The 24,222-nt window shown below is 63.3% G+C and carries 20 protein-coding genes; 10 read left to right on the top strand and 10 right to left on the bottom strand.

The features are described 5' to 3' along the window. Window positions 1-10: 10 nt before the first annotated feature. Genes WH265_RS13860 through WH265_RS13850 form a run of 3 tightly spaced genes read right to left on the bottom strand, consistent with a single transcriptional unit; the run spans window position 11 to window position 4,252 of the window. Entirely contained in the window at window positions 11-1,411 is a 1,401-nt protein-coding gene (locus tag WH265_RS13860; RefSeq protein ID WP_339558657.1) for a class II fumarate hydratase, read from the bottom strand. 53 nt (window positions 1,412-1,464) lie between these two features. After that, window positions 1,465-2,853, bottom strand: coding sequence for a cation:dicarboxylate symporter family transporter (locus tag WH265_RS13855; protein WP_339558656.1), 1,389 nt, complete (start codon window positions 2,851-2,853; stop codon window positions 1,465-1,467). A gap of 22 nt (window positions 2,854-2,875) precedes the next feature. Continuing rightward, window positions 2,876-4,252, bottom strand: coding sequence for a class-II fumarase/aspartase family protein (locus WH265_RS13850; protein WP_339558655.1), 1,377 nt, complete (start codon window positions 4,250-4,252; stop codon window positions 2,876-2,878). Window positions 4,253-4,369: 117 nt separating this feature from the next. Here WH265_RS13850 and WH265_RS13845 point away from each other — a divergent pair, with 117 nt between their 5' ends. After that, window positions 4,370-5,116: a GntR family transcriptional regulator gene (locus WH265_RS13845; protein WP_021025478.1), complete on the top strand. Its 747-nt coding sequence runs from the start codon at window positions 4,370-4,372 to the stop codon at window positions 5,114-5,116. 101 nt (window positions 5,117-5,217) lie between these two features. On the opposite strand, the gene WH265_RS13840 is transcribed toward WH265_RS13845, so the two are convergent. Both WH265_RS13840 and WH265_RS13835 read right to left on the bottom strand, forming a co-directional pair. Continuing rightward, window positions 5,218-6,531, bottom strand: a complete 1,314-nt coding sequence (locus tag WH265_RS13840; RefSeq protein ID WP_339558654.1) for an Ig-like domain-containing protein — start codon at window positions 6,529-6,531, stop codon at window positions 5,218-5,220. Between the two features lie 357 nt (window positions 6,532-6,888). Next, window positions 6,889-9,315: a TonB-dependent siderophore receptor gene (locus WH265_RS13835; protein ID WP_339558653.1), complete on the bottom strand. Its 2,427-nt coding sequence runs from the start codon at window positions 9,313-9,315 to the stop codon at window positions 6,889-6,891. Window positions 9,316-9,701: 386 nt separating this feature from the next. Between WH265_RS13835 and WH265_RS13830 the strand changes: the two genes are divergently transcribed. After that, a complete protein-coding gene (locus tag WH265_RS13830) occupies window positions 9,702-10,067 on the top strand; it encodes a VOC family protein (protein WP_021025476.1) in 366 nt (121 codons plus the stop codon). Window positions 10,068-10,080: 13 nt separating this feature from the next. Here WH265_RS13830 and WH265_RS13825 read toward each other — a convergent pair whose 3' ends face one another. Then, entirely contained in the window at window positions 10,081-11,289 is a 1,209-nt protein-coding gene (locus WH265_RS13825) for an MFS transporter (protein ID WP_021025475.1), read from the bottom strand. Between the two features lie 15 nt (window positions 11,290-11,304). Beyond that, a complete protein-coding gene (locus WH265_RS13820) occupies window positions 11,305-12,318 on the bottom strand; it encodes an NAD(P)H-quinone oxidoreductase (RefSeq protein ID WP_339558652.1) in 1,014 nt (337 codons plus the stop codon). A 42-nt stretch (window positions 12,319-12,360) separates the two neighbouring features. Between WH265_RS13820 and WH265_RS13815 the strand changes: the two genes are divergently transcribed. After that, window positions 12,361-13,350 (top strand): LysR family transcriptional regulator, encoded by a 990-nt coding sequence (locus tag WH265_RS13815; RefSeq protein WP_339558651.1) that lies wholly within the window; start codon window positions 12,361-12,363, stop codon window positions 13,348-13,350. Window positions 13,351-13,401: 51 nt separating this feature from the next. Here WH265_RS13815 and WH265_RS13810 read toward each other — a convergent pair whose 3' ends face one another. Both WH265_RS13810 and WH265_RS13805 read right to left on the bottom strand, forming a co-directional pair. Continuing rightward, a complete protein-coding gene (locus WH265_RS13810; RefSeq protein ID WP_312987804.1) occupies window positions 13,402-14,394 on the bottom strand; it encodes a linear amide C-N hydrolase in 993 nt (330 codons plus the stop codon). 179 nt (window positions 14,395-14,573) lie between these two features. Beyond that, on the bottom strand, window positions 14,574-14,972 hold the full coding sequence (locus WH265_RS13805; RefSeq protein WP_052329756.1) for a hypothetical protein: 399 nt from the start codon (window positions 14,970-14,972) through the stop codon (window positions 14,574-14,576). 199 nt (window positions 14,973-15,171) lie between these two features. On the opposite strand from WH265_RS13805, the gene WH265_RS13800 reads away from it, so the two are divergent. The 4 genes from WH265_RS13800 (at window position 15,172) to WH265_RS13785 (ending at window position 20,033) form a co-directional block, all read left to right on the top strand. Next, the gene (locus tag WH265_RS13800) at window positions 15,172-16,113 is read left to right on the top strand and encodes a LysR family transcriptional regulator (protein ID WP_021025471.1); all 942 of its coding nucleotides are present in this window, start codon (window positions 15,172-15,174) and stop codon (window positions 16,111-16,113) included. A 203-nt stretch (window positions 16,114-16,316) separates the two neighbouring features. Further along, on the top strand, window positions 16,317-18,689 hold the full coding sequence (locus tag WH265_RS13795; RefSeq protein ID WP_339558650.1) for a TonB-dependent hemoglobin/transferrin/lactoferrin family receptor: 2,373 nt from the start codon (window positions 16,317-16,319) through the stop codon (window positions 18,687-18,689). 30 nt (window positions 18,690-18,719) lie between these two features. Then, the gene (locus WH265_RS13790; RefSeq protein WP_339558649.1) at window positions 18,720-19,238 is read left to right on the top strand and encodes a hypothetical protein; all 519 of its coding nucleotides are present in this window, start codon (window positions 18,720-18,722) and stop codon (window positions 19,236-19,238) included. A gap of 3 nt (window positions 19,239-19,241) precedes the next feature. After that, the gene (locus WH265_RS13785; protein WP_021025468.1) at window positions 19,242-20,033 is read left to right on the top strand and encodes a DUF4198 domain-containing protein; all 792 of its coding nucleotides are present in this window, start codon (window positions 19,242-19,244) and stop codon (window positions 20,031-20,033) included. An 84-nt stretch (window positions 20,034-20,117) separates the two neighbouring features. On the opposite strand, the gene WH265_RS13780 is transcribed toward WH265_RS13785, so the two are convergent. After that, on the bottom strand, window positions 20,118-21,038 hold the full coding sequence (locus WH265_RS13780; RefSeq protein ID WP_339558648.1) for a LysR family transcriptional regulator: 921 nt from the start codon (window positions 21,036-21,038) through the stop codon (window positions 20,118-20,120). A 97-nt stretch (window positions 21,039-21,135) separates the two neighbouring features. On the opposite strand from WH265_RS13780, the gene leuC reads away from it, so the two are divergent. The 3 genes from leuC to WH265_RS13765 are packed head-to-tail and all read left to right on the top strand — an operon-like array spanning window position 21,136 to window position 24,105. Then, a complete protein-coding gene (gene leuC / locus WH265_RS13775; RefSeq protein ID WP_339558647.1) occupies window positions 21,136-22,551 on the top strand; it encodes a 3-isopropylmalate dehydratase large subunit in 1,416 nt (471 codons plus the stop codon). Beyond that, window positions 22,544-23,227: a 3-isopropylmalate dehydratase small subunit gene (leuD, locus tag WH265_RS13770; RefSeq protein WP_339558646.1), complete on the top strand. Its 684-nt coding sequence runs from the start codon at window positions 22,544-22,546 to the stop codon at window positions 23,225-23,227. The genes leuC and leuD overlap by 8 nt, the downstream gene beginning before the upstream one ends. After that, window positions 23,227-24,105: an alpha/beta fold hydrolase gene (locus tag WH265_RS13765; RefSeq protein WP_339558645.1), complete on the top strand. Its 879-nt coding sequence runs from the start codon at window positions 23,227-23,229 to the stop codon at window positions 24,103-24,105. Before leuD ends, WH265_RS13765 begins: the two co-directional genes overlap by 1 nt. Window positions 24,106-24,222: the final 117 nt, after the last annotated feature.

The raw sequence follows: 24,222 nt of genomic DNA, 5'->3' as shown, positions 1-24,222 counted from the left end.
GTTAGAAAAATCAGGGCGCTGGATGGGGCCTTGCCAAGGCCTTGGCATCCACATGCCGGTCGTAGTCCTCGCCGCTGAGCAGGCCCAGCGCCAGGGCCACCTCGCGCGGGGGCCGGCCGGTAGCCAGGCTCTCGCGCACGATGCGGGCCACCTGGTCGTAACCCAGCACGGGGTTGAGGGCGGTCACCACCAGCAGCGAGCTGTCCACATTCGCAGCCAGGCGCTCTTCGTTCAAACGCAGGCCATCGACCAGGCGGGTCGCAAAAACGCTTGCCGCATCGCTCAGCACCCGGATCGACTGCAGCAGGTTGTAGATGAGCACGGGCTTGGCCACGTTCAGCTCAAACAGCCCGGAGGCATTGGCCATCGTGATGGTGCTGTGGTTGCCCATCACCTGCAGGCAGGCCTGCACCAGCGCTTCGGCAATGGTGGGGTTGCGCTTGCCGGGCATGATCGATGAGGTGAGGCCGTCATCAGGAATGTGCAGCTCGCCCAGGCCGCAGCGCGGGCCCGATCCCAGCAGGCGCAGGTCATTGGCGATCTTGACAAGGGAGCTGGCCAGGGTGTTGAGCGCGCCCGAGGCCTCGACCAGCGCATCGTGCACGGCCATGCCTTCAAACTTGCTGGGGTTGGGCACAAAGGCCAGCCCGATCAGGCCCTGCAACTCCTCGCAAAAGGCGGCATCAAAACCCGGCGGCGCATTGAGGCCGGTGCCCGCTGCCGTGCCGCCCTGGGGCAGCACCAGCAGGCGCGGCAGCGTGCCCCGCACCCGCTCCATGCCCAATGCCAGCTGCCGGGCATAGGCGTCAAAAGCCTGGTCCACCATCATCGGCACGGCATCCATCAAGTGGGTGCGCGCGATCTTGACCACGCCCGCAAAGGCTTGCGCCCTGCCAGCCAGGCTGGCCTGCAGCACCGCCAGCGCTGGCAGCAGGCGCTCTTCCAGCTCCCGCACCGTGGCGATATGCATCACCGTGGGAAAGCTGTCATTCGATGACTGCGAGGCATTGACATGGTCGTTCGGGTGTACCGGCGCCTTGGTGCCGCGTGGCTCGCCCAGCAGCTCGTTGGCGCGGTTGGCGATGACCTCGTTGGCATTCATATTGGTCTGGGTGCCCGAGCCCGTCTGCCAGACCGTCAGCGGAAAATCCGCATCATGCGCGCCGTCGCGCAGCAGCGCCGCCGCCTGCACAATGGCATCGGCAAGCCGCGCATCCAGCACGCCGCAGCGCTGGTTGGCCTTAGCGGCGGCCATCTTCTGCAGGCCAAAGGCTTCGATGAGGCAGCTGGGAAAGCGCTCGGTGCCGATGGTAAAAACGCCCAGCGCGCGCTGCGTCTGCGCGCCCCAGTAGCGCGCGGCGGGCACCTCCACCGGCCCAAAGGCGTCATGCTCGATACGGCTGTCGTTCATGCTGTGTCTCCATGGGGCATGCCAGCGGTGCATGCCTCGGGGGTTCAGTGGGCTCAGCCTGCGCTGGGGCTGCGTTGCAGGGCGGCGCTGGCAGCGCTGTCATGGGCATCGGCCGCCAGCAGGTTGCCGCCCTCCATCGCCGCATCGGCCGCCTGGGTTTGCGGGTAGCGCTCGGGGTACAGGTGGCGCTCGGCCGCCTGCGCATCGAAGGTGCCCGACCACTTGGCCACCACCACCGTGGCCACGCTGTTGCCCAGGGTGTTGCAGGTGGCAATCGCCATCGACAGGAAGCGGTACACGCCAAAGATCACGGCCAGGCCTTCCACAGGCAGGATGCCGGTGGAGGTGACGGTGGCCGCAAACACCACAAACGAGCCGCCCGAGACCGTGGCTGCGCCCTTGGAGGTGAGCAGCATCAGCAGCAGAATGCCGATCTGGTGGTCCAGGCTCAAGGGCACGCCGTAGGCATGCGAGATGAACATCACGCCCATGGCCATGAAGAGCGAAGTGCCGTCCAGGTTGAAGGCATAGCCGGTGGGCAGCACCAGGCCCACGGTCTGCTTGGCGCAGCCCAGGCGCTCGAGCTTGACCAGCAGGCGCGGCAATGCGCTCTCGGACGAGGCCGTGCCCAGCACGATCAGGATCTCATCCTTGATGTAGCGCACAAAGCGCCACAGGCTAAAGCCCGCAATGCGCGCCACCAGCCCCATCACCACGGAGATGAAGAGCGCCACCAGCACATAAAAGCCCAGAACGAACTGCGCCAGTGCAATCAGCACTGCCGTGCCATTGCTGCCGACCGAGTAGGCCACCGCACCAAAGGTGCCGATGGGTGCCAGCTTCATCACCAGGTTGATAAAGGCAAACAGCACTTCGGAGATACCATCGAGCGCGGCATTGATGGGCTTGCGGCGCGCATCGGGGATGGCCAGGATACCGATGCCCACCATCACGGCCAGCACCACCACCTGCAGCAGCTCACCCTTGGCAAAGGCGCCCACAAAGTTGTCCGGCACGATGTGCGCCATGAACTCCAAAAAGCCCTGGGGCGCTGCCGCCTTGGCCACCGGCGCAGCCGTGCTGGCGGTCACATGGGCCATGCCCTTGCCGATTTCGATCAGGTTGCCCGCGAGCAAGCCCACAACCAGCGCGATGGTGGACACGATCTCAAAATAGACAATCGCGCGCCAGCCCACGCGGCCCGCGCTTTTGACATCGCCGGCCGATGCGATGCCGTGCACGATGGTCAAAAACACCAGCGGTGCCACGCCGGCCTTGATCAGCGACAAAAACATGTCGCCCAGCAGCTTGAGCTTGGAGGCAAAGGCCGGGAACACAAAGCCCACGGCAATGCCCAGCACCAGCGATACCAGCACCTGCATGCCGAGCTTGCGGTACCAGGGCAGTTTGCGCACCGGTGCCAGAGTTGAGGTAGTCGTCATTGTTGTCTCCTCCACCGCAGCCTCAGGCCTGCACCTGCGCCGACAGGGCCAGCGCGCGGTCCACCATCTGTGGCGCCAGGCCCAGGTAGTTGGTCGGATCGGTCAGGCGGTCGATGGTGGCGCGGTCAAAGTGCGCGGTCACCTCGGGCAGCGCAGCCAGCGCCTCGGCCAGGGTGCCGCCCTTGTCGTTGACGGTGCGGCAGGCGTCGTACACCACATCGTGGGCCTGCTGGCGGCCGATGTGCGGCGCCATGCCCATCATCACGGCCTCGGCCACGATGAGGCCGCGGCTGATGCCCAGGTTGTGCTTCATGCGGTCCTCATCAACGATCAGGCCGCCCAGCGCAAACTTGGCCTGGTGCAGCGCGCCCGAGCTCAGGATAAAGCTCTCGGGAATGGCGATCCACTCCGCATGCCAGGGGCCGGTGGCGCGCTCGAAGTCCTGCACCATCGCATCGACCATCAGGCCGGCATGCTGGCGCACGGCCTTGGAGGCGGCCAGCATCAGCTCGCTGGAGATGGGGTTGCGCTTTTGCGGCATGGTGCTGCTGGCGCCACGGCCTTTGACGAAGGGCTCATACACCTCTGCGAACTCGGTCGAGGCCATGATCATGATGTCCAGCGCAATCTTGCCCAGCGATCCGGTGATGAGCGCCAGCAGGTTGATGGTTTCGGCAAAGCCATCGCGGGCCACATGCCAGGTGGTGGCCGGCACGCCCAGGCCCAGTTCTTCGGCCAGCGCCTTCTGGATCGCAAAGCCCTGCTCACCGACCGAGGCCAGGGTGCCAGCGGCGCCAGCAAACTCAACCACCGCCACACGCGGGCGCAGCTCGGCCAGGCGCTGCTGGTGGCGGTCAAACATGGCCAGCCAGATGGCGACCTTGTAGCCGAAGGTCACCGGCAGCGCCTGCTGCAGGTGGGTGCGGCCGGCCATCGGCGTGTCGCGGTGCTTCTTGGCCAGGTTGGCAAGGATGCCGCGCAGCTCGCGCACATCGGCATCGATGCTGTCGATTGCATCGCGTACCTGCAGCGCCACGGCGCTGTCCATGATGTCCTGCGTGGTGGCGCCCCAGTGTACATAGCGGCCGGCTTCGCCACACATCTCCACCAGCTGGTGCACCAGCGGCAGGATGGGGTAGCCCACGATGTCGGTCTCATGGCGCATGTGGTCAAAGTCGATGCGTGAGAGCTGCGATTCGCGCGCGATCACCTCGGCGGCATCGGCGGGGATCACGCCCACCCGCGCCTCGGCCTTGGCCAGGGCCACCTCGACATCGATATAGCGCTGGATCAGGGCCTGGTCCGAGAAGATGTCGCGCATCTTCTGGGTGCCAAAGGCGTCACGGAACAGGATGGAGTCGACAACCGTGCTGGACAGAGGAAGGGAGGTGGCGCTCATGGTAGGTGCTGTAGTGCGTTAGAGTAGATGACATGCTATGTCCGGACTCACTATGTCCGGACATATGAACTATAAATATGTTCGGACATATGCATTACAGGGTATACCCTTGCCTCCATGAATGACGCCACCGCCCGCAAACTGAACTTCAGCGATATCGCCAACCACCTGACCGACGCCATCACCTCCGGGCATTTCGCGGTGGGGGCGCTGCTGCCCACCGAGCTGGAGCTGTGCGAGCACTACCACACGAGCCGCCACACCGTGCGTGCGGCGCTGACAGCGCTGCAGGAGCGGGGCCTGGTCTCGCGCAAAAAGAACGTGGGCACGCGCGTGGAGGCCTCCAAGCCCAGGAACCCGTTCCGCCCCACCCTCGCCTCGGTGGATGACCTGGTGCAGTTTGGTGCCGAGCATTTGCGCCAGGTGCAGCGCATTGAAGAAACCATGGCCAGCGCCAGCCTGGCGCAGGAGCTGGAATGCCCGCCAGGCGCGCGGTGGCTGTGCATCTCCAGTCTGCGCCTGGAAGGCGACCGCAAGGCCCCGCCCATTGGCTGGACCGATGTCTACGTGGACCCGCAGTACCAGGACATTGGGGCGCTGGTGCGCGCCAGCCCGGGCGTGCTGATCAGCAGTCTGATCGAGGAGCGCTATGGCCGCCAGATTGCAGAGATCCGCCAGGACATCCAGGCCGTGCAGATCGATGACGCCGCGCTGGCCCAGGTGCTGGAAGTCCCCCTGGGCGCGCCGGCGCTGAAGATTGTGCGGCGCTATCTGGACCTGGACGGCGAGCTGTTCGAGGCCAGCATCACCACCCACCCGGCCGAGCGCTTTCGGGTGTCGATGCGGCTGCAGCGGATGAAGTGAGCGCAGCGTTCGCAAGGGGGCCAAGGCCTCTTTGGGCCGTGCGCCGCTCGATGCACCGCTTTCCCCAGGCAACAAAAAACCCTCCGAAGAGGGCTTGGTCACTAGGCAGTGTGGCGCTTTCTGCTGAAGAACCCGGCCAGGCCCAGCGTCAGCATCGACAACAAGCCAATGCCCCAACCAGCCAGCCCGGGAACGGGCGTTGGCGCAGCCGGCTCAGGTGGCGTGACCTTGGCAGGGATGTGCAAGGTGACGGTGACAGGATCGGTCGTACAGGCAGGCGTAGGGGCCGACCTATCGCAGACCCTGTACTGGAAAGTCACATCGCCAAAGTACACACCATCGGGCGTGTAGAGAATCAGCTCGGGGTGGCTGGGATCGGGAATGCTCAGCGCGCCATACTGCGGAGCGCTCAACAACTGGACCGATGCCTTGTTGATGGCGCTGCCGCTGCCTTCCACATAGTCGTTGGCGGTGACATCAGGAATCGCAAAGGCATCCGAGATATTGGGCAGGCTGTGCTCATCATCAACGCCCTTGACCACTTCGGTGGCAGGCACCTGAGAGGCGGTCACCAAGATATTGTCGAACCCTGCGTAAGAGTTGTCAGACTCCAAAGCCCAGACCACCCCCAGACGCTGGGTGGCGCTGGTAAAGCCCATGGCGGCCATGTCCAGCGCGTAGTGCATAGCATGCCAGTCAAAAGACAGGCCATTGGCGGAGGCGGTCGAAAACGAAAACACTTCCGTCCGCACAGCGGTGGCGGGAGCGCCGTTGATATTCACGATGGCATCGGATGCCGCGTTGTCCACCAAGCCCAGCGTGTCGCCGGCTTCAAGCCGGAAAAAGCGGAACTTGACGCTGTAGTCCTTGTTGGGACGGTTGACCCACAGCTTGTTGTAAAAGCCGCTAGTGTTCGTGGGATCTTCACCGGCCAGCTGCATGGCAAGCCCCGACCAGTCCATGGACAGATCCATGAACTTCTGGCCTTGCGTGGGGAACACCAGGCCAATGGTTTCGATGTAGCGGTGGTCAACGGATTGGCGGATGATGCCGCCAGTGAACTTGTTGGCAGGCCGCAGGTCGTCCGCATAGCCCGTGCCCTGCCAAACGGGTGTATGCGTTGGGTTGTCGGTCGGGTTGTTGATGGCCTTGGTGCACAAGCGATCAGCGGTGTTGATCTGGCTGAAGATGAAGCCATTGGCTACATCGTCATAGTTCTGGGAGAAGGTACCGTAACTGCCACTCGCCGGGGTGCCACCGCCATCCTTGCAAATCTCTGCTGCGTACTGCGCTGCATTGGGCGTTTCAAAATCGTTCTGGTACACCGTGATCAGCCCCTGGGCAAAGAGGCTGGAGGTGGCCAGCAACATGGCCGAGGAAACAACGATGTTCCGGGCGTTCCGCTGACGAGTCATAACACTTCCTTGGCAATCATATTAGGCACTATCAATACATTTGATCGCATCGATAAAGCAAAAGATGAAGTCTATTTAGCAAAGCATGACGAAACACATGATGAAGGTCAAATAACGTGAATCGATGACCATTTCATCCGGTTTGTCGCGGTTTGTGGCGCAGACCACATACGCCGCCCAGTGTAAATGTATTTATTTGTTTCTATTTCACCGACCGATATGTATCCCGTGGCCAGCCATTGATGTAGCAGCAGACTTCTGCGCGTCGCCAGCCTTGCGCAAGGCCACCCCTGCCCGCAGAAAAATGCACCACCCGCCTTTGCAGACCGGTGGTGCATGCGTTGACTACAGCAGCGCTCAGAACTTGTAGTTCAGGCTCACATTGACCGTGCGCGGCTCGCCCCAGGTGTAGGTGCTGTACCAGCTGAAGATGGTGTAGTACTTCTTGTCAAACAGGTTCTTCACGCTGAGCGAGGCGGACAGCTGCTTGTTGAAGTCGTAGCGGGCCATGGCATCCCAGACCCAGTAATTGGGCACGGTGTGCACGGCATTACCACCGGTCGGTACATTGATGCTGCCCCAGGTCTTGTCCTGCCAGCGCGCGCCGCCACCCAAGGTCAAACCGCTCAGGCTGCCGGCCAGCTTGTAGCTGGTGTAGAGGTTGAACTGGTTGGAGGGCGTGAGGGTGGAGACACGCTCGCCATCCTTGCGCGCAATGCTGTGCGAGTAACCGGCCTGGATCTGCCAGGCGGGGGTGATCTGGCCAGACACCTCCGCCTCCCAGCCCCGGGTCTTGACACCCTGGATTGCCCGGTAGGCCGGGTTGCCGCTGGGGGTGATGCCGCCACTCTCCACCGCATAGTTGTCCTGCAGGGTCTGGAAGACAGCAGCGCTGGCATTGAGCCGGCCGCCAAAGAACGAGGCCTTGGCACCGAGCTCATAGTTCTTGCCCTCGAGCGGATCCAAGGTGCGGCCCTGCTCGGTCTGGTAGGACTGCGGTTTGAAGATGCCGCTGTAGCTGGCGTAGACCGAGTAGTTCTGGTTCAGGTCATACACGGCGCCCAGGTAGGGCGTAAAGACATTCTTTTCCTTTTGCTCCTGCACCCGGTTTCTGTAGTTGGACAGGCGCCCGCCCGTGATGAGCTTCAAGTCATCGCGCAGGTTCCAGCGGGCCGTGGTGTAGAGGCCGTTCTCATAGGTGCTCTCGTCATCACGGTAATCGGGCGCACTGTTCCAGACCGGGGCAGGCACCTTGCCATTCCACTGGTAGTAGTTGTCAACCACGCCGTCAAAGCCGCTGTTGTCGTTGTAGTAGCCATCGTTTTTCCAACGGCGCTTGGCCAGGCTGCCTCCCACCACCAGTTCATGGCTGCGCCCCAGCAGCGAGAAGGGGCCACTGGCATACAGGTCGGCCGCATCGCTGGTGGTGCGGCCAATGTACTGGCCTCGCCACATGCGCACGCCGGCACCGGTCAGCGGGTCGGGGTTGCCACCGGCTGCAGCGCCCAGGTTGGCGTTGTAGCCGTTGATCTGGTGGTTGAGCTGCAGCTTGGTGACCCAGCCACTGTCAAAGTTGTGCTCCAAGGTGGCAAAGCTGGTGCGCGTGTACTGGTCCCAATGGCTCCAGTCGGCACCGTTGTTGAACGAGCGCGGCATGGCGTTGAAATGGCCGTTCGCATCGAGCAAGGGGATACCGCCCCAGGTCGATGCCGTGGGCTTGTTGTCCTGGCGGTCGGCGCCCACCGTCAGCAGCGTTTGGGGCGTCAGGTCCACCTCGACGATGCCGTAGAGCACGCCCGCCTTGCGCTCGTAACGGTCGAGCTGCGAGTGCTTGTCCTGGTAGGTGGCAACGCCGCGCGCGCGGACGCTGCCGCTGTCGTTGAGCGCGCCGCTGACGTCCAGCTCGCCCCGGTAGTTCTGGTAGCTGCCAGCGCTGATGCTGGCATGGCCGCTGAATTCCTTGGTTGGCTTCTTGCGCACCAGGTTGATGGTGGCGCCCGGGTCGCCGCTGCCAGTCAGCAGCCCGGTGGCCCCCTTAAGCACTTCCACCCGGTCGTAGATCGCCATATCGGTCAGCGTATTGCCCGCGGAATAGGCCGAGTTGCGCGACATCGGAATGCCGTCGTACTGGAAGTTCTGGATCGCAAAGCCACGCGCGTAGTACTCGGTGCGCTCGCTGTCGTAGGTCACGATGCTCACGCCCGGCGTGTGGTTGATGACATCGTCAATCGAATGGAGCTGGAAGTCATCCATCACCTGGCGCGTCACCACGCTGACGGACTGCGGCGTCTCACGCGGCGTCAGCACCAGGCGGGTTGCCGTTGCCACAGCGCCAGGCGTGTAAGAGCCCGAGCCCTCGGTGATCTCGCCAAGCTGGTTGCTACGCACGGTCACTTCGGACAGCGTGACTTCCCCTCCCGCTGCAGATGAGGAGGCAGCCGATGCTGCGGTAGCGGGCGCAGGCTCGGCTGCCTGCACCATCAACACGCCCCCTTCCACCCGGCCCTGGAGGCCCGATCCCTGCAGCAAGGCCTGCAAAGCCTGCGACACATCCTGCGCGCCTTGCAGTGCTGGCGCCTGGCGGCCCTGCGCTGCCTCCGGCGCTGCGCTAAAGCGCAGATTCGCCTGCCGGGCAAATTGCGCCAGCGCGCTAGCGAGCGGTTGCGCCGGAATATCGAAGCTGGCAGTTTGCGCCATCGTCGCCTGCAGGTGCAGGGCCAGGCCCAGGCAGACCGCCGCATGCGCCAGCACGGTGCGGCGCGGCTTGAAAGTGAATGAAGACATGAAAGAGTGCTCTCGTCCGATGAAAAGCGATGACGGGACGAGACAGCGCTGCAAAGCGCGTGCGAAGCTTGGAGTGCAGGCTGCCAAAGCGCACAGCACACTGGGCGCTGCCACCGTCAGATGGATTCCTGCGTGGATGGCGTGGGCTGTACACCGCCTGAAATCCGCGAATGCCTGGCAGCGCTGGGGACAGCCGCTGGCCAAAGCGGCCCCCATGATACTTATTCAAATGCGAATCAGTCTCATACTCAATATTAATGAGTGGTGTTTCAGCAACAGTTTGGTGAAGCATCCAGAGCAGGGGTGCCGGTCTACCACCCAAGGGGTCACCGGCCTCCGTGCGCGCGCCGGCGCAGGCGCAGCCAGCACTGCCATAATGGCCCGCCATGACCATCGCGCTCACCACCCTGCTCATCTACGCCAAAGACATGCAACGCACGGCGCGCTTTTATGTCGAGCACTTTGGTTACGCCTCCGACTGCGCCGTGGTCGATGGCCTGATCGCCCTCCAGCCTCTGCATGGCGGCGCGGAGATCCTGGTCCACCAGGCCGCCAAGAGCCTGAAGTTTGGCTCCGCGGTGCTCAAGCTCTCCTTCAGCGTGGCCGATGTCGAACAGTTTGTGGCCAAGGCCGCCGCAAAGGGGCTGGATTTTGGCCCGGTGCACCAGGCCAATGGCTACGCCTTTGCCAACACCAAGGACCCGGACGGCAACGCGATCAGCGTGTCGAGCCGCCAATACCGGGCGGGATAGGCACCACGCAAGCTCAACCCTTCAAGACCTTGCGGCCATACGAGGCTTGAGCGACCCAGTTCATCACCCCAGCAATGGCGGCAAGCGCTATACCGACGAGTGCCAGGCCATGCCATCCATCTACATGGGCGCTGTAGCCACCCAGTGCAGCGCCTGCGGCACCACCTAGAAAATAGGACACCATGAAAATCGTATTGGTCCTGTTCCTGGCCTCGGGATGTGTCGCAAAGATTCTGGATTGATTGGCCACCAATCCGGCTCGATTTCCCACATCCATCAACACCATGCCAACCACCAACCAGGCCAGACTCAAGCCGGAGAGGGCCACAAAGACATAGGCCAATGCGATAAGGCTGCAGCCATAAAGAATGGTTCTTTGGGCGCCGAATCTGTCGACCAGCATGCCAATTTTCTTGGAAGCAAACAAACCCACCAAGCCGACAAATCCAAATGCACCAATGGCTGCAGGATTGAAATGGTATGGCGGCTGAGAAAGCATGCTGGCCAATGAGGCCCAGAGGGCACTGAATGCGGCAAACATCAAAAAACCCGAGGCAGATGCCAGGCGGATAAGGGGTTCTTCTCGCAGCATGGCGACCATGGATTTCAACAGGCCTGCGTAAGACACCGATGCCTGGGGATGTATCACGGGCAGCGTGCGCCACACCATGAAAAGCATGACGCCATTGAGCGCCGCAGCGACTGCAAAAATGGCATGCCAGCCAAGCTCTGCGCCTCCATAGCCGCTCAGCATTCTGGCCAACAACAGCCCTGCCGAGAGTCCACCCAACAGCGAACCAATCACCTTTCCCTGCGCTGCCGGTGGAGACGCACTGACCATCGTCGGTATGATGATTTGCGCGGTGATCGCGGTCATGCCGACCACGGCGCAGCCGATCAGCAACCAGGTAAAACTGGGGGCAAAGGAGCAGGCCAGCAGTGCAAGCGCATTGACGCTGATGGTTCTTGCGGCCAAAGTGCGCGGCTCGATCCGATCCGCCAGAGGGACAAACAGCAGCAGGCCCAACGCATAACCGAGTTGCGTGATGGTCGCGATCCAGCTTCCGCTGCCGAGTGAAACGCCAAAAGTATCCGCCATTTGTGGCAGCAGCGGCTGGTGGTAGTAGATGGCAGATACTGCAAATGCACAGCACCAGGTCATTGCAAACAGCTGGTGACGATGCATGCATGCGTCAACCTTTTGCAGAATGGTTTTTGGCATGAAGGCTCCCCTCGTCTACTCTTGAGCCAGCCGGTCATTTCCCAGCGCTGCCGTCGACAGGATTATTTTTCCGACTGCCTGACCGGATTCCAATCGGCGATGGGCCGCTTGCGCATCTTCAAGTGCATAGACACTGTCGACAACGGGATGCAGCCTTCCGTCGTCGAACAGCGCTAGCCAACGCTCTGAGAAGCGTTCCACCATGGCGCACTTCTCCTCCAGCGAGCGGCTTTTCATCACCGTCCCCATGATGGAGAGACGACGGTAGAGAAAACGGTCCAATGGCAACTCACCTCCGCTGCCGCCCCCGAGAATGCCCACCTGGATCATTCGCCCGCCTTCGGCCAGCGAATGGATGTTGGCGGCCAGATACGGCGCACCAATAAAGTCCACAACCAGATTGACGCCTTGGCCATCGGTATCGGCGTCGATCACTTGCTGGAAGCTCTCGGCGCGGTAGTCGATGACCCGATCTGCACCCCAGGCCAACACGCGCTGCAGCTTCTCAGCGGAAGTGCTGGCAAAGATGCGAGCACCAGCGCGGTGGGCGAGCTGCACGGCAGCAGAGCCAACCCCTCCAGCGGCGGCATGCACCAGGACGGACTGATCCGCTTCGAGACGGCCCAAGTGAAACAGCGCTTCATGGGCAGTGACAAAAACCTCGGGAATCGCTGCTGCTCGCACATCATCCATTCCGCGCGGAATAGGCATAGCCATCCTGTGGTCCATGCGGGCGAATTCGGCGTAGGCCCCTCCACCGACGATCCCCATCACCCGATCACCTATTTGATAACCCGAAACGGATGCACCAAGCTCAACCACCTCGCCAGCGACCTCCAGCCCCATCAGCTCGGAGTCGCCAAAGTTGGCCCGGCCATAGCGGCCCATGCGTTGCAAGGCATCGGCCCGGTTGACGCCAGCGGCACCGACTCGCACCAACAGGTCATGGGGCCGTACCTCTGGAATCGGCAATTCCTCGATCTGGAGCGTCTCAGGACCACCAAAGACTTTTTGAACAACGGCTTTCATCAACTTGCGACTCCTTCTTCGAGCGAAATCAGCTCAACTACAATGGATTCGATGGTACGGGGCCAGGCCCCGCGTGATAACTGGCCAGAATTCGTTAACGGTTTTGCGGGAAATGCAAATATGGGCGCTGAGCGCATCGCTGAGTTTCTGGAGGTGTTTGTCCACGTTACCCGTGAAGGCAGCTTCTCCGCAGCAGCTCGGCGCATGGGGGTCGCCCCCTCGTCGATCACGCGCAGCATTGACACGCTCGAAGCGCGTCTTGGAACGCCTGTTTTCAGGCGCTCTACGCGGCTCATCACCTTGACCGAGGCTGGTGCTGCGCTGCTTGTCAGAGCCAAGCGCGTGCTGGACGAGTTGGCAGATGCGCAACAGGAAATTGCGGCCCTGAGTGGTGGAGCCCATGGTGTTTTGCGCGTGGCCTGCTTTCCCACATTCGGCAAGCGGTACGTGATTCCTGTGGTGGCTTTGCTGGCCAAGACCCACCCCCAATTGCGCGTGGAGCTGGATTTGACAGAGCGGCTTGCAGATCCTGTGGCTGAGCGCCTGGATGCGGTGATAAGGATAGGCAAACTTCCGGACAGTTCTCTGGTCGCCACCAAGATCGCCACGCAAATCCGTACGCTGTGTGCCAGCCCTTTGTACATCTCCGCAGTGGGTGCACCAAAATCCCTGGACGATTTACCAAGTTACCAGCTCATCGATAAACTGCATGGCGCAGATTTGCTGGGCTGGTCTGACTTTCTCGGACATGGCGTTTTGCCAGACCAGGCCGTTTTTCGTTGTGATGATTTTGAAGCCATGCGCTTGGCTGCGCTGGCGGGCGTGGGCATTGCGCTGTTACCCGATTGGGTAGTGGGCAACGACATTGCCACGGGGCATCTGCTGAAATTGAATGCCGGCCCCAGCGACAGCACCTGCTTGCATTCCGACATCCATCTGCTGCGCGCGCCAGTGGAGCCCAGTGCCAAACTGCGCGTGTTCACCGAGCAGTTAAAGCGCTTTATCGGCGAGCCCCATCGTTGGGCGGTGTGAGCTGAACAGCCTGCGCGGCCCGCCAGATGGCGGACCTCGTCAAGCACCGCCTTACTGCAGCCCCAAGAACTTGAACGGCTCCGAGGGCTGGAACGATGCCGTGGCATCGCCAGCAAACGCATGGTTCTGGTTCGGGCCCAGATCGAGCTTCATCACCTTGCCGGTGTCGCGGCTGAAGTTCAGCGCCTTCAGGTCCACCCAAAAGGTATTGGGCGTCAGGGCCGATTCAAAGAAGTAAAGCTTGCGTTGGTGGTCGAACACCGTGCGCCAGCGCGTCGAGGAGATATTGGGCTGGTCCGGGGTCGTGATGCCATAGGGCACGGAGACATTGCGGATCACGCTGAACACACTGGCCAGCGCCTTGTTGGGCTCCTGGTCCTGCGGCACGGCTTTCACATAGAACGACGCGCGGGCAAAGCGGTCGGCCGCCCGGTTGGTGCCCGGCAGCATGACGGTGCCGCCAATCTGCTTCCAGTAGCTGTTGAGCGCCAGCTGCTCGTCAAAGGTGGGCGAATTGGTCATCACCTGGTAGCTGCGGCTGTGGTGGATGACCTGGCGGCCGCCGATGTACTCGACAATGGCGCTGTCGCCACTGGCGTCCGACATCGACAGGTGCAAGGTGGTGAGCCGGTCCTCGCCAGGCACATTGTCCGAGACGATGGTGAAGGGCTGCTGCTCCAGCGCCTGGACAGCCTCGGCCACGGTCGCAAAGTTGTCGAGCACATACTGGGCCCAGGCGGCAATCGTCAGGCCCGGTTTGCTCTTGTCATCGAACGCGGGGTACTGCGACTCGGCCAGCCACAGCAGGTTGGCGCTCAGCCCCGCTTCGTTGACGCCGTCAGTGGTGGAGACGTCGTAGCCCGAGGTCACCAGGCTGCCGTAGCGAGAGGTCCAGCGCAGCGAGTTGGGCCCTGCCTGGCCGGTGCGCTCCATGCCGCGTGGCAAGACCCAGAGGTTGCTGGTGATGTCGTTTTTCCAGTCCATCGAGCGGGCGGTGATCACCTGGTCATGCGCGCCCAGGTAGACCACCCGCGTGCAGGCCATCGCGCTGCTGATGGTGCCCAGGCTCAGCACGCCGGCCAGCCATGCGGTGCCCAGCTTGCGCGCGGGCAGCAGTCTCTTTTTTTGCATCATGAGTCACTCCCCCACCGGTGGATTGGCAATATCAGACCCGCCAGCAGGCCGCGCCTACCGGGTCAGGCAGCGGCGCCCCGGCTGCCTGTTTACTGGGCGCTGGCCTTCCAGCTGCCGTCTGCTTGCTTGCAGAACCAGAACTGCCATTCCTCCTTGAGCTTGCCGGTGGGGCGGCTCGCTTCCACATTCAGCAGGCGGCAGGTATCGGCCTTTTGGGTCTGGCTGGTTTGCAGCGGCGTCAGCGCCATCTGCACCTGGCGGTGGCGCGGGCCCTGGCTGCTGGTCCACTGCGTGGTGCTCTTGTCAGCGGCATTGTTCAGCACATCGCCCACGGCCTTGCGCAGCGCGGGCACATCCTTGGCCGGCACGCTGGCGGTGATGGTCTGGTTGAGAAACGACAGGGGCGCGGCAGACGCGGCCAAGGCCAGGCTACCCAGGACGGTGGCCAGTACCAAGGCGGGCAGTTGGCGTGCAGCAGGCTTTTTCATGGTGTCATATCCTCTCATTGAATTGTTCGGTGCGATCAGCAGCGAAGCTTCAGGCCTCCCACGCGGGCTGGCCCTGCGCGCTTCACCTGGACTCGCGTTATCAGCGAGTTGATCATATTCCATATAGTCTGATCTACCCACCCTATGAAAATGACGATGACGTTCAGCAACGCCAGCCAGCCCTCAGCAGGACCCCGCCATGCCGCGCGAAAACATCAATGACTTGTTGGCCTTTGTCGCGGTCGCGCGGGAAGGCAGCTTCACCAAAGCCGCTGCGCAACTGGGCGTATCGCAGTCGGCGCTCAGCCACACCATCCGGGGCCTGGAGGCCCGCATGGGCGTGCGCCTGCTCAGCCGCACCACGCGCAGCGTCTCGCCCACCGAGGCGGGCGCCTATCTGCTGGCCCGCATCGGCCCGGGCTTTGACGAGATTGAATCTGGCGTCGCCGCGCTCAGCGATTTTCGGGACACGCCGCGCGGCCATGTCCGCATCACCACGGCCGAGCATGCGGCCAACACCGTGCTGTGGCCCAAGCTGGCGCCAGTGATGCAGCGCTACCCGGATGTGTCCATCGAGATCAATGTCGACTATGGACTGGGCGATATCGTCGCGCAGCGTTTTGACATGGGCATACGCCTGGGTGACCAGGTCGCCAAGGACATGATTGCGGTGCGCATCGGGCCCGACTGGCGCATGGCGATTGTCGCAACGCCCGACTACCTGCAGCGCATGCCCCCGCCCCAGACGCCACAGGACCTGGCCGCCCACCAGTGCATCACCATGCGCCTGCCCACCCATGGCGGGCTGATGGCCTGGGAGCTGGAGAAAGATGGCGCCGCCGTGCAGGTGCGCGTGCAGGGCCAATGGGTGTTCAACGGAAGCCGCGCCATGCTGCGCGCAGCACTCGCCGGATACGGCCTGACCTATGTGCCCGAAGACATGGCCGCGCCCCACCTTGCGCACGGTGAACTGGTGCGGGTGCTGGACGACTGGTGCCAGCCCTTTAGCGGCTACCACCTCTACTACCCGCACCGGCGCGGCATGTCGCCTGCGATGCGCGTGGTGGTGGATGCATTGCGCCACAGCGAGGTGGCCACCGTAGCCGATCTGCCCGCCGTGTTGCGAACTACGCACATGTAAGAAATTCGACGCAAATGATAATCATTTTTATATAGAATGGCGTTTTACAGGCGCCAGCAATAACAACACCATGCCACCAGGGCCTCCTGCACCACCCCTTATAAGGGTTCCGCAGCAGACCCCTCAGCCTGCATCATCCGCATGCAGCCCAGGTCAGTAGCCAGCAGTCTTTTCTTCCCCCTTGCTTTAACTGGCTGGACCCTATGGCTTCTCGCACCTCTTCCCAGGCGCAGCGTATCTCTGCGCGCGCCACTTCCACTCTCCAACCCCGTTACCTGGCCGCCGCTGTGGCCGCGCTGGTGTCTGCCGGCGCCCTGGCGCAGCAGGCTGCGCCGGATCAGCCAATGCAACTGGCGCAACTGGGGCAGGCAGAATCGACCATGCCGCAGGTCACGGTGCTCGGCAAGGCCGAGAAGGCCCCCGGCACGGTGACCGTGATCTCCGGCGAGGAGCTGGAAAAAGCCAACAGCATGGCGGACATCTCGCGCTACCAGCCCCTGGTGTCGGCCCCCGGCACCGCATCGGGCACCAGCCGCAACCGCAGCAGCTTTGACCGCTCGGGCACCACGGGCTACAACATTCGCGGTATCGAAGGCAACCGCATCGGCATGGATGTGGACGGCATTGAAATGCCCGATGCCAGCACCCGCCCCTATGTGAGCCGCGCCGGCAACAACACCTTTGGCATTGGCCGCGACTTTATCGACCCCGAGATGTTCTCCTCGGTCGGCATCCAGTCGGGCACCACCACGGCCCGGCGCGCAGCGGGCGGCATTGGCGGCGCCGTCAGCTTCAAGACCAAGTCGGCCAGTGACTTCTTGCGCAATGGCAACACCCGCTATTTCGGCGGCAAGCTCGGCTTTGACTCGGCCGACCATTCCTGGAACGAAAGCATCACCGCAGCGGGCAAGTCGGGCAGCCTCGATGGCCTGATCGCCTTCTCGCGCCGTGATGGCAAGGAGACGCAGAACAACAGCGCCCTGGGCATCAAGGCATCGCCGGAAGACTGGCATTCCAACGCACTGCTGATGAAGGGCGGCCTGCAGATCGATGCCGAGAACCGCCTGGAGCTGTCTGCCGACCTGTACCGTCGCAGCAACCAGAGCCAGTTCTATGGCTGGAGCACCGACAACAGCGCCATCACGCAAAACAATATGCAAGACAGTGACACCAGCCGCAACACGCTGCAGCTGTCGCACCTGTGGACACCCAGCAGCGCCTTTGTCGATCAGCTAGACACGCGCCTGTTCTTCCAGAACACCGATACCGAAGACGTGACCGACACCACCACCTTGGCGAGCGGCGCCACCACGCGCAACCTGTCGCAAAACAAGACCAAGGCCTGGGGCCTCTCGACCACCGGCGACAAGCGCATCGACCGCCACCGCATCAGCTTTGGCTTCAACGCACAGACGCAAAGCCAGGAGCGCCCCTGGAACGTGGCCGGCTACATGAAGCCGCAGCCCGACACCGACACCACGCGCCTGGGCGCCTTTATCCAGGATGACATTGGTTTTGATGTGGGCGGCAAGCGCCTGGGCGTGATCCCGGCGCTGCGCGTGGACCGGGTCAAGGTCGAACCCAAGCACCTGGGCGATTTTGCCGAAGGCGCGTTGACCGAAGACGCGGCCTCCAAGCTGTACAGCAACCTCAGCAGCACCATCTGGAGCCCGAGCCTGGGCCTGACCTATGAGCTGACGCCCAAGTTCATCGCCTACGGCCAGTACAAGCGCAGCGGCCGTGCACCGACCGCTGGCGAAGTGTTCGGCTCCTGGAACATGGACCAGAACTACGCGGGCTCCGCCCAGTACGCGCTGATCGGCAACAGCAACCTCAAGCAAGAGACCAGCAACGCCTTTGAGATCGGCGTCAAGGGATCGCCCACCGACGGCGTGCTGTTCAATGCATCGACCTTCTACACGCGCTACAAGGACTTCATCGGCTACACCCGCTACACCCGCGCCAGCGCGCCGGACAAGTTCGGCAACGTACCCGCACACATCGGCACCATCTACCAGGCCGAGAACCGCGACGAAGCCACGATCTACGGTCTGGAAATGAGCGCCCGCCTGGACCACGGCCAGTGGGCACCCGCCGTGAAGGGCCTGTACTCGACCTGGGCGCTGGGCCTGGCCCATGGCACCTCCAAATCCAACTACGCGGGTGACAAGGATGTGCCGCTGGATACCGTCCAGCCGCGCAAGGCCGTCATCGGCGTAGGCTATGACGCGCCCATGCGCGCCTGGGGCGTCAACATGACCGGCACCTTTGTAGCCGGCAAGCAGGCCCAGGCGACCAACCGCGAGAGCTATACCAATGCCGGCACCGACATTGCCGACTCCAGCATCGAGCAGTTCCGCGTGCCCGGGTATGCGCTGTTCGATCTGTCGGGCTACTGGCAGATCAACAAGAACGCGCGCCTCAATGTCGGCATCTACAACCTGACGGACAAGCGCTACTGGGATTACGCCAGCAGCCGCAGCCTGCAGCCCTCCGTTGCCAAGGACCAGCGCGACATCCAGCTGCTGACCAACCCGGGCCGCACCTACGCCGTGTCGTTGAACGTCAATTTCTAAGCTTTTCTCCCACCACGAAAGGACCCCAGCATGAACCGCTTTTCCGCCGCCATGACCGCCGTTGCAGCCGCCGCGCTGCTCAGCGCCTGCGCCAGCAACAACGACAGCAAGACCGCAGCGCCCGCCGCTGCCGCCAAAACCGAAGCCAAGGGCCCGGCCACCCCCGTGGGCGGCCACGGCCACAATGCCTTCATGGGCGGCTATGACGCCAACCGCGACGGCGTCGTCACCCGGGACGAATACGACACCCTGCGCAAAGAGCGCTTTGTCGCCGCCGACACCAACAAGGATGGCTGGCTGAGCGAGGACGAATACGTGGCCGAGTTTGAAGGACGCCTCAAGGCCCAGTACGCCGCCGCAGGCAAGAAGCCCGACCAGCAGTACGAAGGCAGCATCAAGCAGGCCCACGTGCGCTTCCACATCCTCGACACCAACAAGGATGGCAAGCTGAGCATCGAAGAGGAAATCGATATCGCCAACAAGACCTTCAAGAACGCCGACCGCAACGGCGACGGCGTGGTCAACGCAGCCGATATGGCAGGCCAGTAAGCCATGCAAGCGCGCCACCTGTTTGCTGCGCTTGCCGCGACGTTCAGCCTGAACGCCGCCCAGGCCCACATGCCCTTTCTGCTGCCCAGCGTGTTTGATGTGCAGCCCAAATCCACCCTCAGTGTGGATGCGGGCTTTGCAGAAAAACTCTTCCTGTCCGAAGTCCAATTTGGCGCCACGCCGTTCAGCATCACCACGCCCTCGGGCACCACACTGCCCTTTGGCGATGTGCACCAGTTCAAGACCCGCACAGTGGCGGAGCAAAAACTGCCCGACGAAAAAGGCACGTACCGCCTCTCCAGCGGCCCGCGCCTGGGCGCCATCTTCCGCAGCTGGGAAGTGAATGGCAAAACCATCGTCGTGCGCGACCCCAAGGCGGTCATGCCCGAAGGTGGCGTGATGAAGCTGCACTACCAGTCGCTGTCGGTCTCCGATGCCTATGTCACCGCCGGTGCGCCCACCCCCATCAAGCCTTACGGCAAAGGGCTGGAGATCGTGCCCAGCACGCACCCGAGCGACGTGTTCGCCGCAGAGAAATTCAACTTTGCGGTGCACTTTGATGGCAAGCCGCTGGCAGACCAAAAGGTCAGCATCTACCGCTCAGCGATGGACCTGCAAGGCCAGAACAGCGTGGATGAGCTCAGCACCGACGCGCAAGGCGACATCAGCTGGACCCCGAGCAAGCCAGGCATCTACATGGCCCTGGTGCGCCACCGCGCCCCAGCCCCCGAAGGCGCTGCCGCGCCGACCTATGGCTACAACTACACGCTGACCTTCCGCGTGCTGGCGCAGTAGTGTTGCTCAGGGCTGTGGCACTCGCAGCGCTTGCTCCATCCCGGGCAAGCTCCCTGCGGGTCACGGCCCGCCTTCCATCGCCCATCACCAGCTGGCATCCGCCCTCCCCGGCGGGCGCTGCGGCGCAAACACCTCGACCAGATGGTCCACCAAGGCCTTGGTCTTGGCGGGAAGATGGGCCCCGCCATGGAACTGCAGATAGATATCGGCCGGTGGCAGCCGCCATTGCGGCAACACCGGCTGGAGCTGGCCCGCGCGCAGCAGTGGGCCCACCTCCCACTCCGAGCGCATCAAGATGCCGTGCCCGGCCATCGCCCAGGCCGTGGCCAACTCTCCATCGTTGGCACTCAGCGGCCCCCGCACCTTCACGGTTTCTGTCTGCGCGCCATTGCGCAGATGCCAGGTGCCAAACGCCTCGTCGCCCTCGCGGATAAAAAGGCAGGCGTGGCGCGTCAGTTCCTGGGGCGATGATGGCGCGCCCATTGCTTGCAGATAGCGCGGCGAGGCACAAAGCACACGGCGGTTGCGTGCCAGCACCCTCGCCGTCCAGCGGGAATCCGGCATATCGCCCATGCGGACCACCAGGTCAAAACGGTCCTCCAGCAGGTCGGCAGGCCGGTCGCTCAGCTGCAGCTGCAGCTCCACCTCTGGAAAGCGCTGTGCGAATGTTCCCAGCGCTGGCGCAATATGCCGGCGCCCAAAGCCAAAGGTGGCATTGACCCGCAACAGGCCCTGCGGCACGGCGGCGGCTCCGCCAATGGCGCGCTCCAGCGAACCAAGCTCGGAGAGCAGACGCGCACCTTCGACCAGGTAGCGCTCGCCCTCAGGCGTCAGGCTCATGCGGCGGGTGGTTCTTTGCATCAGCCGGGCACCCAGCCGGGCTTCGAGTGCCGCAAGACGCTTGCTGACGGCGGGGCCCGTGACACCCAGCTGCTGGGCCGCGCTGCGCATGCTGCCCTCTTTGCTGAGCAGCGCAAAAAAGGCGATGTCAGAAAATCCATCCATTCGTAACTCCAGCGACCGAAAGTCGTGCTCTGCCGCGCATTGTATATTTCTGCCTCAGCTGTGAGACTCGGAGCCATCGCGTACACAGAGCACCCCCATGCACCGAACCCTTTACCGCAAGCTGGTCGACGCCCATACCGTCGCCCAGCTCGACGCGCAGAACGTCTTGCTGTTCTGCGACCTGCACTTGATGAACGAGTACACCAGCCCCCAGGCCTTTGCCGGCCTGGACGAACAAGGTCGCAATGTGCTGATGCCCGGCCAGAACATGGCCGTCGTCAGCCACGTGATTCCGACCGACCCCGGCGCCATCCGGGTCATCCGCGATGCCGCACCCGCGCTGCAGGCCAGCAAGCTGCGCAAGAACTGCGAGCAGCACGGCATTCCCATGTTCGACACCCAGGATGCGCTGCAAGGCATCGAGCATGTGGTGGCGCCTGAGCACGGCATGGTCCGCCCCGGCATGGTGGTCATTTGCGGCGATTCGCACACGACCACCTACGGTGCGCTGGGCGCACTGGGCTTTGGCATCGGTACCTCGGAAGTCGAGCATGTGCTGGCCACGCAGACCTTGGTGTACCGGCTCGCCAAGGACATGCGCATCCAGGTCGATGGCGTGCTGCCGCTGGGCACCAGCGCCAAGGACCTGATCCTGATGGTCATCGGCCATATCGGCGCCCAGGGTGCCCGGGGCCATGTGATCGAGTTCTGCGGCACGGCATTTGACGCCATGTCGATCGAAGCCCGCTTTACCGTGTGCAACATGGCCGTCGAGGCAGGTGCCCGTGGCGCCCTGATTGCGCCCGACCAAAAGGCCGCAGACTACGTGCTGGCGCGCTCCGCAGACCTGAACGGCCCCCTCCGGCAGGCCGCCCTGCAGCACTGGGCCAGCCTGCGCAGCGATGCAGGCGCGGTGTTCGATGTGGAGCACCGTTTTGACGCCAGCGACGTGCCCCCGCATGTGACCTGGGGCACCAGCCCGGACCAGGTCGCGCCCATTGGCGGTGCAGTGCCCGATCCCGAGACACAGGCCGCCGGGCCCCTGCGCCGCAGTACCGAGCAGGCGCTGCGCTATACCGGGCTCGCCGCAGGCACACCGCTCGAAGGCATCGCCATCCAGCATGTCTTTATCGGCTCCTGCACCAACGCCCGTATGGAAGACCTGCGGGCCGTGGCCGAGGTGGTGCGCGGGCGCCAGGTGGCTCAAGGGGTCCGTGCCATGGTGGTGCCGGGCTCCGGCGCGGTCAAGCAGCAGGCAGAAGCAGAAGGCATTGCCAGCCTGCTGCTGGAGGCTGGCTTTGAATGGCGCGAGCCTGGCTGCTCCATGTGCCTGGCGATGAACGGCGATATCCTGACAGACGGTGTGCGCTGCGCCTCCACCACCAACCGCAACTTCGAAGGGCGCCAGGGACGCGGCGCCATCACCCACCTGATGAGCCCTGCGATGGCAGCCGCCGCCGCCATCACCGGCACCATTACCGACGTTCGCCGTCTGGAGACCCGCCATGCGTGAGCAACATATCCTGAGCGGTAAGATGGCCGCTTTGGCCATCGAGAACCTGGACACCGACCAGATCATGCCCAAGCAGTTTCTGCACGGCATCGACAAGGCCGGGCTGGACAAGGGCCTGCTGTATGACCTGCGTTTTGATGCCGCAGGCCACCGGCGCCCAGGCTTTGTGCTGAACCAGCCCGAGCGCGCCGATGTCGAGATCCTGGTGGCTGGCGCCAATTTTGGCTGCGGCTCCAGCCGAGAGCACGCCGTCTGGGGGCTGCAGCAGTACGGCATACAGGCCATCATCGCGCCCAGCTTTGGAGAAATCTTCTACTCCAATGCGATGAACAACCAGCTGCTGCTGGTCATGCTGCCTGAGGCAGACATCGCCCAGCTCATGGCCGATGCAGGCAGCCTGGAGACCTCACAGGTCCATATCGACTTGCAGACGCTCCGGGTCAAGAGCCCGGGCGTGGACGCGCGTTTTAGCCTGTCGGAGCGCCACCACCGCATGCAGCTGGAACGCAGAGACCTGATCGGCATGTCACTGACGTACCAGACAGAGATCACACATTTTGCGCAGCGCCACTGGGCGGCCTATCCTTGGCTCCAAGATGTGGCCCTGCGCACCCGCCAGCAATTGGGCGCGACGCCACGCGCCCAGCAACCGGCCAGCTTTGGAGGAAAAGCCTGATGTTCGAGCGTTTTGACACCCGCGATATAGCCGTCAATGGCACCGTGATCCGTTGCCGCGTCGGGGGCAGCGGCCCCGCGCTGCTGCTGCTGCATGGCCATCCGCAGAGCCATGTGATGTGGCACCGCGTGGCCCCGACCTTGGCCGAGAAGTTCAGCGTCGTCTGCGCCGACCTGCGCGGCTATGGCGATTCGGCCCGCCCCGGGGCCAGCCCGCACCACGCCGCCTACAGCAAGCGCACGATGGCCCAGGACATGGCCGATCTGATGACCCGCCTGGGCTTTGCGCAGTTTCGCCTTGCCGCCCATGACCGGGGCGCCCGCGTGGCCCACCGGCTGCTGCTGGACCATCCGGGCCGGGTGACGCGCGCCATGCTGCTCGATATTGCACCGACCCTGGCCATGTACGAGCAAACCACGGAAGCCTTCGCCAAGGCCTACTGGCACTGGTTCTTTCTGATCCAGCCAGCGCCGCTGCCAGAGCGGCTGATTGACGCCGACCCTGCCGCCTATATTCGCGATGTCATGGGACGCCGCCATGCCGGCCTGGCCGCCTTCGCGCCCGAGGCGCTGCAAGAGTACCTGCGCTGCATCGCCATCCCGGGCACCGCCACCGCCATCTGCGAGGACTACCGCGCATCCGCCGGCATCGACCTGGAGCACGACCGGGCCGATAGGGACAAGGGGCACCAGGTGCTGACCCCGCTGCGCGTGCTATGGGGCGCGGAAGGCGCCGTGGGGCGCTGCTTTGCGGTGCTGGACCTGTGGCGCGAGGCGGCTGCTGACGTCAGCGGCAAAGCGCTCGACTGCGGCCACTACATCGCCGAAGAGCAGCCGGCACAGTTGCTGGAGGAGATGCGGGAGTTTTTTGCCATCTGATGGGCAGGATGGCGGTGGTCGTTGCGAGGCCCGCTGAGGGTATCAGCGGGCTTTCTTGGGTTTGGCTGGAGCGTTGGTGTCACCAATAGCCTCACCAACAAGCGTCGCGTGGCAGAC

It is taken from the genome of Comamonas sp. MYb396 (assembly GCF_037479555.1).
Classification (GTDB): domain Bacteria; phylum Pseudomonadota; class Gammaproteobacteria; order Burkholderiales; family Burkholderiaceae_C; genus Comamonas.
Note: the sequence above shows the minus strand (reverse complement) of the source record. Positions and strands in the feature narration are given on the sequence as shown.